Source organism: Alteromonas australica (assembly GCF_000730385.1).
GTDB lineage: Bacteria > Pseudomonadota > Gammaproteobacteria > Enterobacterales > Alteromonadaceae > Alteromonas > Alteromonas australica.
The window spans coordinates 1,434,766-1,451,606 of record NZ_CP008849.1 but is presented as its reverse complement, the minus strand read 5'-3'; the positions used below and the strand labels follow the sequence as shown (position 1 = coordinate 1,451,606).

12 protein-coding genes are annotated in these 16,841 nt (G+C 44.2%); 4 read left to right on the top strand and 8 right to left on the bottom strand.

Annotation, left to right across the window (positions count from 1 at the left end):
* Nucleotides 1–4: 4 nt before the first annotated feature.
* The 5 genes from EP13_RS06400 to EP13_RS06380 all read right to left on the bottom strand — a co-directional run bounded on the left by EP13_RS06400 (nucleotide 5) and on the right by EP13_RS06380 (nucleotide 7,494).
* Nucleotides 5–1,222 (bottom strand): alpha/beta hydrolase, encoded by a 1,218-nt coding sequence (locus EP13_RS06400; protein WP_044056566.1) that lies wholly within the window; start codon nucleotides 1,220–1,222, stop codon nucleotides 5–7.
* Nucleotides 1,219–1,641 carry a tellurite resistance TerB family protein gene (locus EP13_RS06395; protein WP_044446678.1) on the bottom strand — a complete coding sequence of 141 codons (423 nt, stop codon included), beginning with the start codon at nucleotides 1,639–1,641 and terminating at the stop codon, nucleotides 1,219–1,221. The genes EP13_RS06400 and EP13_RS06395 overlap by 4 nt, the downstream gene beginning before the upstream one ends.
* Nucleotides 1,642–1,934: 293 nt before the next feature.
* Entirely contained in the window at nucleotides 1,935–3,155 is a 1,221-nt protein-coding gene (locus tag EP13_RS06390) for a hypothetical protein (protein WP_044056565.1), read from the bottom strand.
* A complete protein-coding gene (locus tag EP13_RS06385; protein ID WP_044056564.1) occupies nucleotides 3,152–3,787 on the bottom strand; it encodes a condensin complex protein MksE in 636 nt (211 codons plus the stop codon). Before EP13_RS06385 ends, EP13_RS06390 begins: the two co-directional genes overlap by 4 nt.
* On the bottom strand, nucleotides 3,784–7,494 hold the full coding sequence (locus EP13_RS06380) for an ATP-binding protein (protein ID WP_044056563.1): 3,711 nt from the start codon (nucleotides 7,492–7,494) through the stop codon (nucleotides 3,784–3,786). Before EP13_RS06380 ends, EP13_RS06385 begins: the two co-directional genes overlap by 4 nt.
* A 387-nt stretch (nucleotides 7,495–7,881) precedes the next feature.
* On the opposite strand from EP13_RS06380, the gene EP13_RS06375 reads away from it, so the two are divergent.
* A complete protein-coding gene (locus EP13_RS06375) occupies nucleotides 7,882–8,913 on the top strand; it encodes a hypothetical protein (RefSeq protein WP_052364312.1) in 1,032 nt (343 codons plus the stop codon).
* Between the two features lie 52 nt (nucleotides 8,914–8,965).
* On the opposite strand, the gene ffh is transcribed toward EP13_RS06375, so the two are convergent.
* On the bottom strand, nucleotides 8,966–10,402 hold the full coding sequence (gene ffh / locus EP13_RS06370; RefSeq protein WP_044056561.1) for a signal recognition particle protein: 1,437 nt from the start codon (nucleotides 10,400–10,402) through the stop codon (nucleotides 8,966–8,968).
* A 299-nt stretch (nucleotides 10,403–10,701) separates the two neighbouring features.
* Here ffh and EP13_RS06360 point away from each other — a divergent pair, with 299 nt between their 5' ends.
* Complete coding sequence (locus EP13_RS06360; RefSeq protein WP_044056559.1) at nucleotides 10,702–11,493, top strand: cytochrome C assembly family protein; 792 nt, start codon at nucleotides 10,702–10,704, stop codon at nucleotides 11,491–11,493.
* A gap of 129 nt (nucleotides 11,494–11,622) precedes the next feature.
* Nucleotides 11,623–12,915, top strand: coding sequence for an HlyC/CorC family transporter (locus EP13_RS06355; RefSeq protein ID WP_044056558.1), 1,293 nt, complete (start codon nucleotides 11,623–11,625; stop codon nucleotides 12,913–12,915).
* Here the strand turns inward: EP13_RS06355 and EP13_RS06350 are convergent.
* Together EP13_RS06350 and sixA are read right to left on the bottom strand one after the other, a co-directional pair.
* Nucleotides 12,912–13,100, bottom strand: a complete 189-nt coding sequence (locus tag EP13_RS06350) for a hypothetical protein (RefSeq protein ID WP_044058795.1) — start codon at nucleotides 13,098–13,100, stop codon at nucleotides 12,912–12,914. The genes EP13_RS06355 and EP13_RS06350 overlap by 4 nt on opposite strands.
* Nucleotides 13,101–13,263: 163 nt before the next feature.
* Nucleotides 13,264–13,779: a phosphohistidine phosphatase SixA gene (gene sixA, locus EP13_RS06345; protein WP_231401150.1), complete on the bottom strand. Its 516-nt coding sequence runs from the start codon at nucleotides 13,777–13,779 to the stop codon at nucleotides 13,264–13,266.
* Nucleotides 13,780–13,948: 169 nt separating this feature from the next.
* Between sixA and EP13_RS06340 the strand changes: the two genes are divergently transcribed.
* Nucleotides 13,949–16,696, top strand: a complete 2,748-nt coding sequence (locus EP13_RS06340; RefSeq protein ID WP_044056557.1) for an insulinase family protein — start codon at nucleotides 13,949–13,951, stop codon at nucleotides 16,694–16,696.
* Nucleotides 16,697–16,841: the final 145 nt, after the last annotated feature.

Sequence of the window (16,841 nt, the reverse complement as noted above, 5' to 3'; positions counted from 1 at the left end):
GAATTCATAAGCAATAGTGGTTGGCCTTTTCCTCTTGAGTCAAGGCCAACACATTCTCAATAAGCTCGTCAAAATAAGGATTGTAAGTTAACCGAGCGTATACATGGTTTTCGTCTGTATAGCCCCAAGGGCCATACCACACCTCCTCCCCTGCGATACACCTTTGTTCTTTTTCTGAAGATTGTCCATTGTCGCAAATACGAAAATCAGATGCTGTGCCATACAAAGGGTTACTCTCTGAGAAAAGTACGCTCATATGCGAGGCGGCGCTAATGCTTTTATCTGGCAGTTGCATGGCTTGTAATACTAGATTAGACGTTTCAACGGCGGCTTGACCCTCTAACATTGGCATTTGCTCGCCTTGCCATAACAAACACTTACGTGAAGAGGTAAACTTCGAATGAAATTGAGTAGCAACGGTATGTGTGTCCACCACACTGTCTTTTTCTGCCACTACCATTAACACGGGCACATCAAGCTGTTGTTCCTTAAACCTCGCCTGTAAAGCATTTACGCTCTCTTGATAGGCTGCAAATCCTGGCATGGCGGTAGAATTATATCGGCTTGGGTTGTCTTCCTTTTCTATGTTTGGCCATACAAACAGTGAATCCACATAAGGCGTCAATTTTGACACGAAAAAGCGCGCTTTATAGGCGGGTGAAAATAACAACAAGCCTGCGATGGCATCATTATCAAATGCGTTAACGGTGACCAGATTTGCCCCGGTGGAAAAGCCACCTGCATAGAGGGTATTCACCTCTTTCTCAAACGAAGCCAGCTGGAAGTCAGTTTCATCTTGCCATTGCTGGTAGGAAACACGCAACATATCTCCAGGCTTGGTGCCGTGCCCTGGCAGTAAAATGGTTCTCACTCTCACACCGTTTTGGCAAAGCGCATTAGCCACATCATGGAAAAAATAGGGAGAATCGCCTAAACCATGTACCAATAACACACCGGTGTCGGAATTGCTGATACCGCATTCATAAGGCATATTCATTGCAATTTCTTCAGCTGGATTTTCACCGACAAAATACCGTTCAGCTTCTATCCATTGTTTAACCTGTGCTTGGTATTCATCAAACGGGGCAACCCCAGTGGGGAAATTGTCGTGGGATGCAGAAAATTGGGGAGATTTGACCGATTGGCAACTTGCTAAAGCAAGTAACGATGCCCCAGCAATCAGGGTGATTACGGGGCGCTTACGAATAGTGAATAGCTTCATTGATGACGAATCGTATCTCCGTGATGATTATGGTCACCATTTTTACCCGATACTAACGCTTTTGCGAGAAGTTTATGGGTAAGGACAGATAAAAGCTCCGTTTCTTCTTCACTTCGCTCTCCATCCACCCCTGTTATCGCCATGGCGACTTCTAAGGTTTTCTCTGCGTCATAAAGAAGGTCGTCTTTTAAACTCCGCATGTATTGCAACGTATCACCAGTATCAATGGCGTTGCGTGTTTGATAGATGGTGTCAGTCAGAAACGCTTCAGGACATATTGGGCTTTGCCAGTCTAATTCTTCAACCACTGAATTTAGGTAATCTTGCTCTGATAGCGTTACCATACCGTCTACTTGATATAACAATACTGATAGTTTGATTAGCGCTTGATTAAAGCTTTGTTGCTGTGAAAGTTGCATATTTGTATCCCCTTCGTACCGTACGCACCGGTACCACTACATTGTCCGCATCCTGCGAGACACTTGTTTTACGCTGTGCCAACAAATTAGCTGAGCTCGTTGACAGCAGTATTACGTCATGATGAACAATTTAGTTCATCATGTTAAGTTTTTGTAAAAACGAGTAAATAGTATAGAAGATTTCATTGAAAAGCCAAGCAGAGAAACTCATCATTTTGGCTAGGGTTGTACAATGTTTCAGACTAATGGGTGGCGCGCTACCATTAGCGATTAACATGCAGCGCGCCTTGAATTTAACGGAGGCCCAGCGTTATATCATTGATGTAGAAGTTGCCCGTATAGGTTTTATCGTTTTCTCCATGAGGATCTAGCGCAAAAAATTGTTTTTCCTGGTCGGCTAAGGCTTGATACCCCCCAATTACCTGATAAATCCATACCTCTTTATCGAAACTTAACGCTTTCTCTTGGTAATAGGTCAGCGCAGTTTTAGGCTGCCCTGAGTCAATAACATCACAGAAGTATTCCTCTACTGCCGCTTGCAGTGGATCCTTCTCAAGCGCCACTGTTGACTGCTCTGTTACGTCAATATCCTGTTGTTTATTCTCGGCCTCTTGCTGTCCTTGACGCTTGTGAATATGGGATAATGAAGCAACCATACTATGGTAATCTTCTTCATGCTCAACGCTATTCACGTCAACCGAAGCAGGCTTAATAATACTGGCGGTTTGATTAAACAATACAGGCACGTGGGTTAAATTCGCATAATTGCCTGGAACAAAATCCGGTTGCTGCTCCATATGCAACAAATACCCTTTGAGCAATCGAGTGCGCCCTCTAAACTCTCTAAAACGGCCCAGCAGGTCGAGCAACCTTGCTTGTACCACAGACAGTTCCTGTGCGGCCTTTGAAAACCGTTGCTGAAGAGAAACCACCAGCAAGTGTCGAAGCTCTCTATTTGAGCCTGCAATTTCACTCAATTCATCAAAACGGAAGCATTCTAATTGAGACAGTAAATCTGTGACCTGCCCTTGCGCTAACTCGTTTTCCCGTATTTTTGCATCAACCGATGACACGTAACCAAATTCATTGTTGATGCGGCTAAACATGACTCGAACACTGTTTGAAAGCGACTCTGATAGCTGATAAACATGCTCAGTCAAATCGCTCATATAAGCAGCGGCTTCATTATATTTATTATAGTGAAGTGACTCTTTGTAATGTTCCGCTAAGGTTTTAAGGCTTGCCAGCGAGGCTCCAATATTGGCATTGATGGTGCGATTCCGCTCATCTTGTAAACTGCCTTCTAGTAAGGTTCTTACCGCGCTTTTTAAGCGTAACTCACTTTGAGGGTCTGGCCGCCAAAGCACACCCAATTGCACCAGTTGCTCAAGGATTTTGGGCGAGTAATCTTGCTCGTTAACAGTGCCGTTGATATAAGCCTGCATAATAAGCTCACTATGCCGCCCTAGGGCATTGAGTAGCTTTGTACCGGCTTGAATAAGAACTTGGCTCATAGCAAGCTTCCTTGCGAAATAGCCGCCTCCGCCTGTTCTGATAAACTCAGGGCTTCCGTTTCATCGATAAAACGAATCATCTCATAAAGATGTTCCACCTTACCTGTGGCTAAATAAATTTGCTTCTCCGAGTTAGGTTTCGACAAATAACCTAATTCTGTCAGCCGCTTAAAGACTTGTTTAAGCTGTCCGTCAAGATTGACACTGGTTGAACCAAACATGCGATAACGAGAAATTTTCTCTAACTGCTCTGCATACGCAGGCGTATCTTCGATGGTGGTTTGTAGCTCATTCAAACGAATAGCATTGCCCATAGTCACCGGCATATCTGACTCGCTGGCCTGTTGAACCAATAAAAGCCATTCAACCAAGGGGATCAAATTTGATGCAGTGTCCTGAAATTGCTGTGTCAGAACTTTCCGCTCTGGTTCCCCAATAGTGAGGTAACTGGCGAAGAAAACATCGCCGTCAGCGGTGGTTGATAACGTACGGTTCAATAAATTTAAATGAGGTTCAAGTTGTTGCGCATTGTCTCTGCTTTTCAAAAAGCGCCAGGCTTCTTCGTCTGTCACTTGGCAAATGAATGCACCTTGCAATAGTGCGCTCAATACATAACCTTGTTCTGTCATCATAATGACGCCTCCTGACCTTTCGGCTCACCAACTTGCTTGGCTTTCAAACGCTCGGCAATGGCGCTTGTTTTTGGTTGAACCACTTGCAATTGTCGAGTGACTTTGTCGATGAGATAACGATTTCTAAACAGTGTAAGTACTTCTGATTCAGGGTTAGGAAACGCCCCCACCACACTGATATTATTGTTCTGACACGCATCAAATATCTTTTTCACGTTACTTTGGTGTAACGTGCCAAGTTCATCTATGGGCCAATGCACGGTAGCGTCCACATCTCCACGCAACAAACGGGTAAATGCGAGGAGAAACTTACACAGAATAAGGTAGGCCATACCATGACTGGAAGACTCATTTAATTGACGGTCGGTACGAATAATTAGGTCACTATTGCCTTCACGCAAATGTAACTCGATATCAAGCAACTTATTAATACCGCCTGTGAGTGCAGCGCGACCTAAAATATCTAATACCTTACGCATACTCATTCCGTACTCGTCATCCGGCAGGGTATTCGCACCAGCCTCCATCCAATCTTGATAGAGCTTGCGGAAGTATTCTAGTTCTGGCCAGAACTCTAGTTCACTTATTTTTGAACGAATTTTAACGGCTGAATCGGAAACGCCATCTAAGAAGAGTTCGCTATCAACTTCTTGGGTAATACGCTTGCTTTGCGTCACAATACGTTTATCGATGTCGGCCAACACAAAATAGTATTGTGACAAATCTGCGCCAAAAATACGGCCTTGTTCGCGCAAGCCCTGGAGTTTTTGCGGCACAATGACATTTAACAGCTGCGATAAGTGCTTCACCATACGACGATGATCAAAGCTTTTAACGCCATGAGCATTAATGGTGGCGCATTCTTCCCTCGCCCGCTCCCATGTGTCAGACAAACCTGTACCCGCTTGGGCGGCAATAAGTTGGTCAAAGCGTTCCACGTAGGCACGGATGTCACTGAGTAAGTTATCCCGTTCTTGTAATTGGCTTTGTACTTGTGAAATACGCTGGCCAATACTGATATCATCATGTTTGATATCGCTACTTTCTTCACCCGCTTGTAATGTAAGCTTCGCCAATGCCTTACTTAGTGTATTCACTTGCTCTAGGTATTCGCTGGCGGTTTTGAGTGTAGATTCTAGCTGCCCGTGGAGGTCTTGTAACTGCTCTCGCGTTGCTTTATAAGTGCTTTGTTTTGCCGCTAAGTTACGTTCTGATTCGCCCAGTAATTTACGCGCTTTAGACAGTCCTTCTTGCCAAACCACCTTTTGCGTCGTGAACGTATTTTTATACCAGCGATCGTAATCAGCCACTTTGTGACGATGGGTTTCAGTGCGTGAAATATCATCTTTAAGTTTATTGATGTGTTTCTTCAGTTGGCCAATTTCATCCACATCGACACCGCGATGACTAAGCTCACTTTCCAGCCAGTCTTGCATATCTTTTTTATCTTGCGTGGCACTGTCTTTAGCTTTGCGCATATCGCTATCGAGTTGTGATAGGCGTGCTTCACTATCTGCTATTAATTGCTGCCAATGAAACTTATGTTCTGTTTCAGCTTCTCGTTGCTGATCTTTAATTTCGTCGCGGCTAAGCTCAAATTGTGCTTTAGCTTGTTTTTGCTGTTGTTGATTCGCTTCAAGTTTAGCTTTTGCTTTCTTCTTACGGGCAGTTAGTGCCTGTTGGTATTCACTTAAAACGCTGTCTCTGTCTTGTTGCGCTCGTTTTCGTGTGGCTTCTGCACTTTTCACGCCGTTATCTTTTTGCGTCACCACAAGCTCAGCATTTCGAACGTCTTCATTTGCTTTTGCCAGTCGCTGCTCACATTCATTCTGCGCCGCCAATGCCGCAGCTTGACGAACTTCGGCTTCTTGTAACTGTTGCTTCAGCGCTTGCTCGGTTAATGCGTAATCGGGTGTCTCCAGCGCCGATAGCGCTAATTCAACGCCCATAAAACTGCTGGCTTCTTCCGCCGTTTGGCTACGCATTGTGGGGGTAAGATCGGTGCGCTCTAAAAGTTCGGGGCGAATGACTTTACCTAATGAAACTTCCCAATCATCAACGTTGGCGCGTAGGAACTCTAATAACGACCCTTCGCCTGGGTAAAGTAAGCCATTTATCTTATTTACCGCTTTTTCTTCCTGCTGGAAAGCGTGGCGCGCTTTGTCTAGCGCGTGTGAACACTCTTTGCGAAATTCAATGGCTTTGTTATGGGCTTGTTGGGCAAGTCTCAATTCCGCTCTTGCTGAATCTTCATTAATCGAAGCTTCTTTGATGGCAGCATCAAGCAAGTCTAATTGCGACTGTTCAAATTCATTGTATCCTGCATTGGTCAATGACGCTTTTAGTTCGGCCTCGGTCACTTTTAGTGCATTTTCCGTGGCTGAATAGTCGCTTTGCAATGTTGCTAGTTGCCCCGAGTAATCATCTCTAATTTTACTTAAGGCTTCTCTTTCACTTTGCTGCTGCTGTGCTTTGTTTTCTGCCGCCTCTTGCCGTGCCGCCGACATTTCTTCTAACCGAATAGACAGCTTTTCACCTAACTCCGCGATGCGCTTGTTGTATGCCGATTCGATATCTTGATGTTTCTCGGTTAATAATTGATAACGCCCCTCAGCTAACTCTCGGGCGCTGTACCATTGAGATAAATTAGCAACATCATCTTTAAGCTGCTCTATGTTCTCATCTTGCCACTTATCGAATTCACGTTCGACGGTATCAAGTTCACTGGTAAATTTTTCTACATCGGCTCGCGCAGATGAAATGACTTGGTTTAAATGATCTCGTGTGTCACTCCACTCGCTATCCGTTTGTTTACGCTGAAAACTGTTGTCATCTAGGGCACTTTTCGTGCTTTCCACCCGCGCGGCGAGAAAGGTTTTATCAAGCTCAAAGCTGTGCTTTAAATTTGCGAGAACTTGCTCAGTGCTCGTTAGCGCCATTTCGGCTTGTTCAAGCTTGCTAAATTCCGGGCGAATATGATCAAACTGCTTGATTAACTGGCACTCTTTAATCCAGTCGTCAACTCTGTGACGACTTAAACCCGAGGTAGGCGGCGTGACTCCATCTTCTTCCAAAATAGCCGCGATCATCGCTTTGATGGTTTCCATCTTCCCTTCTTTGGAATGCACAGCTTTCGCCAACTTTTCAATGTGACGCATGTGTTTCGACGGTGCACAAAGGCTGAATATTTTAGCGTAGCCAAGTAATTCTCGTGCATTGCTACTTTGATTTAGCGCCCCTTGGTCATTTTGAATAACCGCTCTAAAATCTTTTGTGGTGAGTAAACTGGTCACCATCGTATTGTTGCGCTTCATTGCGCGGGCTAATTCAGCACTACTAACACTGGCATGCTTGCCATTTTTCTGGGCAATTAAATAGTCTTCAATAGCAAAGGGCTTCCCAATTAAGCGGTAATTAACCCCTGTACCATTAGAACTTAATACCGCTTGACATAAATCGCCCTCAGCGCGGGTATATTCATAGATAATAAAACTAGAAAGCCGAGGCAAGTACCAACGTTCAAAGCTATCTCGGGTGGCCGGAACCACACGACTTGGATACTCGCCATAAAAAACAGGGATTAAACGTTGTAGTGTCGTTTTTCCCGAAGCGTTGGTTCCGCAGATGTTTGTGTGACCATCAAGCTTTAATTCAACCACACCGGGAAGGTGGGTGTCGATAAGAATAATACGATTTAAGCCTGCCATATACTTCCTATAAATAAATTCACTGTGCACACGATTTACTGTTGGGCATGATGTGCAAAGTGTGCCTTAACGTCGGTATGCAAATGCTAACCACAAGGCGAATAAAACGTTTAGCTAACCGTGGAGTGTATTACGAATTCGGGTGTTTTCACAGATGGTTTATTGCAGAGAAGAGATTCACAGTATTAAGCGATCACTTTTTAGCCTGCATTCCCCTTTTTCAATGCTTGTTGCGGACTTTTACTCAACCTGCTGAGGCATTCATTCAGGCCATACGAAACACAAGCATGCCCTACTTACCTCTAACAAACCTAACCAATAAAACGCTTGATCTATTACCAATTTAATAACATTATTATACCAATTAAAAACATCTGACTAACAAAAATGAAAAAGCCTGCCCGAAAAAACGCCTTTGATAACGAATATAAAGTGGTTATTTATTTTATCGCAGTGGCATTACTCATGCTTTGTATAAAGGGATGTGGTGGCGGAGGGTCAACTAGCACGGCCAATACAGGCCCAGTTTCAGATGACAGTACCTCCGAAGAGACCACGCCACCGCCTACAGACAATAGTGTAGAAACCGGCTTTACCAGCTTAAGTGAAGTAACACTGAGTGCCGATGGCCCCGGTACGCCAGACAATACTTATGAACGCATAGAAGCCGTATTCGCAGAGGGTAGTATTGAGGCCCCGGACCTCTTTGAGGGAGATCACACAGACACACCGCATATTGTAGAAGATACCGACGATATAGTAGGTGATCATTTTGTGTTTCTAGCCCATCGAGACTTAGATTTTAACAATGGCGTTCAATCGGACCGTCAACGAAATGAAATTAAAAGTTATGACAAAAGCGACAATAAGGTATTGGGATTTAAAGATGAAACCATGCAATTCGAATGGTATTTTCATGTTTCCAGTGAAATGTCGCTCACCAGCAAGTTTAGTCACTTTTTTCAATTGAAAGCCCGTAACGATAGCGAAGATGACAGCAATGGCAATGACGACCAACCCGTCATCACATTATCAGCAGTAGAAAAAGACAGTTCAGGCAAAGAACTACAAGTGCGGCACAGTACGGGCAACAACCCAGACGGCACCCGTACTGATGATGTTTATTTGGTAAAAACCAATTGGAGCGATATTGCTGATGAGTGGGTACATGTCTTTGTGCAATCCACGTTCAGTGAAGAAGGTACTTTTAAAATGGTGCTTACACGATTGCGTGATGACGCTGTTATTATTGATGTAGATGAATCGAATATCGACATGTGGCGAGGCGTGTCAGAGGAAGACTTTATTCGCCCTAAATGGGGTATTTATCGCTCCACCGCTGAAATAGAAAAACTCAGAGCGGACGAAGAGCAAGTTCGCTTTGCGGATTTTGTCGTACGTAAGGGCACCCCAGATTAAAAAACCTCAATGCCTTTTCGACATTGAGGTTTTGTCTGCTTCTTACTATGTTCTAACGCGGAGGGAAACCGCCTCCTCCGCCAAAACCGCCTGGACCGCCGCCGAATCCACCTGGACCGCCTGGACCTCCAAATCCGCCACCACCTGGAGGCATCATACCTTTCATTTGGCGCATCATTTTCTTCATTCCGCCACCAGACATTTTCTTCATCATTTTTTGCATTTGCGTAAACTGCTTCAAAAGACGATTAACATCTTGGATTTGGGTACCAGATCCTGCCGCTATACGGCGTTTACGTGAACCTTTGATAATTTCAGGTCGTGCGCGTTCTGCCGGCGTCATCGAGTTAATGATGGCTTCCATCTGATTAAACTGCTTGTCATTCGCTTGATCTTTGATTTTGTCCGTCATGGCCCCCATACCAGGAAGCTTATCAAGCATTCCCATCATGCCGCCCATGTTTTTCATTTGCTCAAGCTGATCTTTAAAGTCCTGCAAGTCAAAGCCTTTGCCTTTTTGGACTTTCTTCGCCAACTTCTCAGCTTTAGATTTATCAACTTTGCGCTCAACTTCTTCAATGAGGCTAAGCACATCGCCCATGCCTAAAATTCGTGACGCGATACGCTCAGGGTGGAAAGGCTCAAGAGCATCCACCTTTTCGCCCATACCGATAAATTTAATAGGTTTACCGGTAATGTGGCGAACAGACAGCGCCGCACCACCTCGGGCATCACCGTCTGCTTTGGTAAGGATAACCCCAGTGAGAGGAAGTGCATCATTAAACGCCTTCGCTGTATTCGCCGCGTCTTGCCCCGTCATAGCATCAACCACGAACAAGGTTTCTACCGGTTTAACCGCACCATGTAATTCTTGAATTTCATTCATCATGTCACTGTCGACATGCAATCGACCCGCCGTATCTACGAGCAGTACATCGAAGAAATTTTTCTTTGCTTCATCGATGGCACTTTCAACAATGTCGATAGGCTTTTGAAGAATGGTTGAAGGATGAAAAGCAACATTCACTTCGTTAGCAAGGGTTTCTAACTGCTTAATTGCTGCCGGACGATAAACGTCGGCACTCACCACCATAACCTTTTTCTTTTCGCGCTCGGTCAAGTATTTGGCGAGTTTTCCCACCGAGGTGGTTTTACCTGCCCCTTGAAGACCGGCCATTAAGATAACAGCAGGAGGTTGCGTGGCGAGATTGAGCTTTTCGTTAGCCTCCCCCATGACTGATTCAAGTTCAGATTGAACAATCTTTATAAAAACTTGACCAGGCTTAAGGCTTTTGGTGACTTCGGTACCTACAGCGCGTTCTTTAACTTGTGCAACAAATGACTTAACCACTGGCAAAGCGACATCGGCTTCCAGTAATGCCATACGCACTTCGCGTAAGGTTTCTTTAATATTTTCTTCAGTCAATCGCCCTTTGCCGCTCACATTACGAAGCGTTTGACCAAGGCGTTCAGATAAATTTTCAAACATAGTATGAAACTTCTACTTATTTCAGACGTAATGACGCCATTGTAACGCAAAAGACATGGTTAACGTACCGTCAAATGACACAAATTCTGTGATTCTAATTTGTACGGCCAATTGAAAGGCAGTGAGAGGAAAAATCTCATTGGTACGCACGCTCAACCTTGCGCTTTTACAAAGATCTAATGAATTTTTTAGGTGGGATCGATTTATAGAAAAACAAGGAGATGGTTGAATTTCCCTGTCTTTTCCAGTATCAATAGCGGCATATTGGTGTAAGCCACCATTTTTTTGCAGGAACAATCATGATCACTGTTATCGCACTTGCAGCCGCCTTGCTTTATGCGCTGTCTGCATTCGTGCTGCTAGGTAAATTTGTACATCAAGAAGGCCCCAATAAAACCGCGGGATTGACGATTGCCGGTATTGGGGTGATCGCACACATGGTATTTTTACTAGAAGCCATCATGGGCGCCACTGGGCAAAACATGAGTATTACCAATGTACTCTCGTTGGTATCGTGGATTATCACTGTGTCGATGTTAGTCTTCGCCCGTACCATTCCAAATTTAATTTTATTACCCGTTGTATTCGGGTTTGCTAGCTTGAGTGTACTTGCCTCTTTACTGATACCCGTGTCGTATATTATGCATATTGAACTACAGCCGGGCTTAGTTATTCATATCAGCTTGTCTTTGTTTGCCTATTGCACATTGGTGATTGCTTTTCTTTATGCGTTGCAGATGTCTTACATCACTTACCGATTAAAACAAAAAGGTGCGGCACTGCTTCATTCATCATTGCCCCCGTTAATGTTGGTAGAAGGTATTCTGTTTAAACTTATTTTGGCTGGAACCTGTCTACTTTCTGTGTCGCTATTAAGTGGCTTTATCTTCTTAGAGGATATGTTTAACAAAACGTATGCACACAAAACTGTGCTCTCCATCTCCGCTTTAGTGGTATACCTCATATTGCTTGTTGGCCAAAAATTGCGAGGTTGGCGAGGAAGACAGGTTATTATTTTAACCGTGTTAGGTGTCCTGCTGCTTTCTTTAGCCTATTTTGGCAGCAAGTTAGTCAAAGAAATATTGCTTTAGTGGCAAGTGGGCTGTGCTAACCTGATTGTTGTAAATAACACAGAGTGACTCACGGGGGGTATTTTTTACTTGAAACCCCCACCTCAAATTACTACATTTGAATACCATTACCTGATAGGAAACCAATAGTTGGACGACATATCTACGAGTACGCTGTTTATCGCGCTCGGCGTACTCATATTACTTTCTGCGTATTTTTCTAGTTCTGAAACCGGCATGATGTCGATAAACCGCTATCGACTCAAGCATTTACAAAATGAAGGTAACAGTGCCGCTAAACGTGTGCAAAAGTTGCTCGATCGCCCAGACAGGCTCATTGGCTTAATTCTTATTGGCAATAACTTGGTCAACATTGCGGCATCATCATTGGCCACAATTATCTGTATTCGGTTATTCGGCGACTACTGGGGTATATTTGCAGCAACTTTTGGGCTAACCCTTATATTATTAATTTTCGCGGAAGTGACGCCAAAAACATTGGCGGCGTTGTACCCAGAAAAGATTGCCTTTCCGAGCTCGGTGATATTGTTGCCGCTACTGACCGTCCTCTATCCATTTGTTGCCTTTATCAACGGCATTACTAATGGCATTCTCGCACTGTTAAAAATAAATCCAGTGAATGGCAGTGATGACTCACTTAGCCGAGAAGAATTGCGTACTGTGGTTTATGAAGCAGGCAGTTTAATTCCGAAAAAACACCAAGATATGCTGGTCAGCATTTTAGATTTAGAAAACGTCACCGCCGAAGATATTATGGTTCCACGCGCGGAAATTGTGGCCATCGATATCAATGATGATTGGCGTAAAATTCAAAAACAATTGACCCATGCGCAACATACGCGAGTTTTACTTTATCGCGATAGCATTGACGACTCTGTCGGTTTTGTCCATGCGCGGGATGCACTTAGATTGCTGTCTAAAGACCAATTCACCAAGTCGAGCTTGCTGCGTGCAGTTAGAGAAATCTACTTTACTCCTGAGTCTACCCCACTGCATACGCTGATGTATAAGTTTCAAGCAGAAAAAGAACGTATTGCGTTAGTGGTGGATGAATATGGCGATATCATGGGGCTTGTGACGCTTGAGGATATTCTCGAAGAAATCATCGGTGACTTTACAACAAGCATGGTGCCTGATCACAGTAAAGAAGCACATTTACAACAGGATGGCTCGGTACTGGTAGACGGAAGTGCCAACATTCGTGATTTGAATAAAGAAATGGATTGGAATCTACCAATAGAAGGGCCTAAAACATTGAACGGCCTACTATTGGAATATCTAGAGGAAATTCCAGAAAACAAAGTGAGCGTTAGGTTAGCCGGTTATCCCCTAGAAATTGTAGATATATCAGAAAACATGATTAAAACCGTCCGGGTAATGCCTGAACGTTATATTGCACCTCAATCTCAGTCCTCAGATTAAGCTTCATCCACTGCTTTTCTCGCACGTCTGGCAAGTGCTTGCGCTTTTGCGGCGGCCACCTTGTCAGATAGCGAAGAAAGTTTCTCCATGATGTCCTGTAACTCCTCATCCTCACGAAGGTCAGCCTCAGCCATATGGGACTGAAGTGATCGTTTGAGAAGTTCAGGAATAGATTTGGTAGTCATTTCCTGCCCTATAATAGAATAAACCTTGACGCTCTCAATAGGGTTATCGGTCGCATTCCCAACTTCTAGAGGATTAATTCCATTAAATGTGCTTAAAAATGTGCGGCGTTGAATAGCCAAATATCACTGACCATGGCAAAGCGAGTTAAACACCTGCGACGAGTTAGATGCCTTGGTAGTGCGTGACCAATTCGCCCCGTTGCGTTTGCAAAGAATATTTTATAACGGCCACCGACGCTGTGGCAAAAAGGCTAGTGGTGTAAGACTCGCAGAGCTCGTCCACTAAGTAACTGACTAACGGCATATGGCTTACCACCAAAATGCGTTTAAGGGGGGATGTACTGTTGGCCGCGCTATGTAATCGCGCTGAGAGATAATCTGCGACAAGCTCTGCTGAACCGTCGGGCACAATATCCTCACTTATTTCAACCTTGTCGGCAACGATGTCTAACGACACCGTATCCAAGGTTTGACGAGTTCGACGGTAAGGGCTAACCAACGCAAGCCCCACCTTTTTATCCTGACAATAGTGGGAAGCTAGCCACTGACTCGCTACTGCTGACTGATGCCTTCCTAGCGATGTTAGTTGTCTACTTTTATCATCATGGCGGGGCATTTCAGCTTCGCCGTGACGCATGATAAAGAGATAAATGTCGTCGTTGCTACTTTGACCTGACATAACATTACGCATACTATTAATTATATGCGCTAACGATAGCAGAGAGACTAAGTTACGCCTAGCATAATTAACCCTATATTGGGGATAAAATTGTGTTATTACATGTCAGGGAGAAAAGAAGTTCGCGGTTTCCTGAATTTATTGACCCGAATATTTGTATCGAGATCATGTGAACAACCTTATAGATTTTGAAAGCGCACATCACTTCACCTTGAAAAATGGACTGCGCGTGATGCTTTGTCATCAGCCTAAAAGCGATACGTCTTATGTATCTTTATCAGTGAGAGCGGGACACTTTTACGACCCTGAAGATTGCCAAGGTTTGGCGCATTTGCTTGAACATATGCTGTTTATGGGGAGTCGTCACTTCCCCAAGCCCAACGCTATAAACAGCTATATTGAGCAACATGGTGGGAGTATTAATGCATGGACTGGCACCGAATATGCCAATTACCACTATCACTGTGATGGCAATAAAATTATTCAAACATTGCCAGCGTTTGCCAATATGATACGCCAACCCATCTTGGATGAGACGGCCTTGGTCAATGAAATTAATGCCATTGACGCCGAATTTCATTTTAAGAAAAAAGACGACTTACGCCGCCTTTATCAAATTCATAAGGAAACGTGTAACCCACACCACCCTTTTACGAAGTTCTCAGTTGGTAACACCAATATATTTTCAGCATTCAGTGTGGCGGAACTGCGCACGGCACTGAAAACGCTGCATAAAAACTATTACTGTGCGTCAAATATGTGTTTGTGCGTAGCCAGCCCAGTACCTGAAGCGCAACTAGAAGCGTTAATTACCCAAGCGTTTGCTGGCTTAGAGCGGGGCCAATTAGCCAATGACAACTGGCCTGACTTGTATACAAAGCAGCAACTCGGCATTCAAATAAATATAAAGCCGCTGCAAAAAGCGAGACGAATGATTGTAACCTTCGCGCTGCCAGGCATTCATAACGACGTTGAAACCAAGCCGCTCAATTACGTGAGTCATTTACTTGGCGATGAAGGTGAAGGTAGTTTACTGGCCTTTCTAAAGCAGCGAAACTGGGCCGTTAATCTCATCGCTGGTTCAGGCATTGAGGGCGATAAGTTTAAAGACTTCAACATAAGCTTTCAGCTAACACAAGAAGGTCTCGCGGCGAAAGAGGACATTCTTACAGCCCTATTCAGCTACCTTCAGCTGATCAAGTCTTCCATCGATGAACCCTGGCGGTATGAAGAAAAAGCGCAACTTACTGCTTTGGCGCTCGATTACGAAGAAAATGTGAAACCACTAAATTTGGTGAGTGAATACGCGCAACACCGGTTTATATTTTCACCTAAAGAAATTAATAGTTTACGCTCTACCATTGGTAGCTTTAACGCAGAAAAGCTTAATGAAGCACTGTCATTTTTTGCGCCTCAAAACCTACGTTTAAAAATTATATCACCCGACGTTTTCACAGATAAAAGCTGCGCATTTTACGACGCTCATTACAGTGTAAAGCCGCTTTCTCCCTCACTGCTGTATTCGTTGAATCATCCTCCTCTCATGGACTCGCTTCGTTTACCACCACCTAACCCCTATTTGAGCAACGCGTATCATTTGGTGCTGCCCGAAGCGGGTTATGGTACCCCCAATAAATTAATCGATAAGGAAGGACTACGGTTTTGGTTTGCACAAGACCAACAGTTTTTTAGCCCTAAAGGCGATATTTATATCTCATTTGATATGGCGGCATTTTCCAGTTCGCTGGCGGCGGTTGCTGCTAAACGCATTTGGTTGAGCGCACTTAACGATTATCTACAAGCAAAATACTATCGCGCTGAAATTGCGGGTTTGCATTACCGTATTTATGGTCACCAAGCTGGCTTTACTATTCATACTCGGGGCTTTACCGAGCAGCAAACCTTATTAGTGAATCAGTTACTCGACGCGGTAACGGCTTTTTCCCCAACGCAAAAAAGCTTTGAGCACTACAAAGAATTACAATTACAGAGTTTGCAAAATTCGCTATTGAATAAACCCACCAACCGCTTATTCTCTCGCCTTAGCGTGCTGATACAACGAAACACACAAGCCCCCATTGAGTTATTGGACGCCGTCACTCACTCTACCTACGAGGCAATGCTGGCAACATGCAAAGAAGCATTTAGTCATTATTACGTAGATAGTTTTATGCACGGAAACTGGAGCCTTGAGCACGCTAACACCTTTGCCGACGCCCTAGTGACGCAATGCACAAACGCAAATGGAAAACCGCTATCCCGCGCAGTGTCTAAATTATCTGCTGGCGAAGCCCTATATCATCATGTGCCTTGCGAGCACGACGACGCCGCTGTGGTGCTTTATCTTCAAGCCCCTTCGCCAAGCTTAACTGACACAGCATTATGCATGGTCTTAGAGCAAATGCTTGCCGCGCCTTTTTTCAATGCGCTTCGCACCGAACAGCAATTAGGTTATATCGTTGGCACCGGCTATGTTCCTCACAATCAGCATCCGGGTATGGCATTCTACGTGCAAAGCCCAAGTACCTCGCCCAAGAAGTTACTGGATGCCATGACCAGTTTTCTATTTCAACAATTAGACGAGATAGAGTTTTACCGTTTTTATTGGCCCACCATTAAACAAAATATGTTGAAACAATTGGAAGAAAGAGATTTAACCTTATCGATGAAATCTCAGCGTCTTTGGGTAGCACTGGGCACCCACGACCTCGCCTTTAATAGAAACAGCCAATTAGCGGCCTGTATTGACGCGTTAACCTTTGAAGAGATTCAGCTTTACGCGCACAAACTAGCCAGGCGTGAGCACTGTGGTGAACTAATTTTATATGCCAGTGGCAAATTTGAGGACTTAGAGACACCGGAAGAAAGAACGGTGAGAAGTATCTCTGAGTTTAAGGCGCAAGTACCTTATTACTAAGATTCACTATTTTAAAGGTAAGTGGGGAAGAATAATCGGTATTTGGTCAACAATTGAACCATCATTTCCATATAAATAAAAAGTCCTTGTAGCTAGCACCTTAATTGGGCATATTTGTTATCCTGGTTGTTAGGGATTCGGCCAG

Bases quoted from the DNA above. Each gene is read 5' to 3' on its own strand.
- EP13_RS06400 (WP_044056566.1), bottom strand. From the start codon at position 1,222: ATGAAGCTATTCACTATTCGTAAGCGCCCCGTAATCACCCTGATTGCT.
- EP13_RS06395 (WP_044446678.1), bottom strand. From the start codon at position 1,641: ATGCAACTTTCACAGCAACAAAGCTTTAATCAAGCGCTAATCAAACTA.
- EP13_RS06390 (WP_044056565.1), bottom strand. From the start codon at position 3,155: ATGAGCCAAGTTCTTATTCAAGCCGGTACAAAGCTACTCAATGCCCTA.
- EP13_RS06385 (WP_044056564.1), bottom strand. From the start codon at position 3,787: ATGATGACAGAACAAGGTTATGTATTGAGCGCACTATTGCAAGGTGCA.
- EP13_RS06380 (WP_044056563.1), bottom strand. From the start codon at position 7,494: ATGGCAGGCTTAAATCGTATTATTCTTATCGACACCCACCTTCCCGGT.
- EP13_RS06375 (WP_052364312.1), top strand. From the start codon at position 7,882: ATGAAAAAGCCTGCCCGAAAAAACGCCTTTGATAACGAATATAAAGTG.
- ffh (WP_044056561.1), bottom strand. From the start codon at position 10,402: ATGTTTGAAAATTTATCTGAACGCCTTGGTCAAACGCTTCGTAATGTG.
- EP13_RS06360 (WP_044056559.1), top strand. From the start codon at position 10,702: ATGATCACTGTTATCGCACTTGCAGCCGCCTTGCTTTATGCGCTGTCT.
- EP13_RS06350 (WP_044058795.1), bottom strand. From the start codon at position 13,100: ATGACTACCAAATCTATTCCTGAACTTCTCAAACGATCACTTCAGTCC.
- sixA (WP_231401150.1), bottom strand. From the start codon at position 13,779: ATGTCAGGTCAAAGTAGCAACGACGACATTTATCTCTTTATCATGCGT.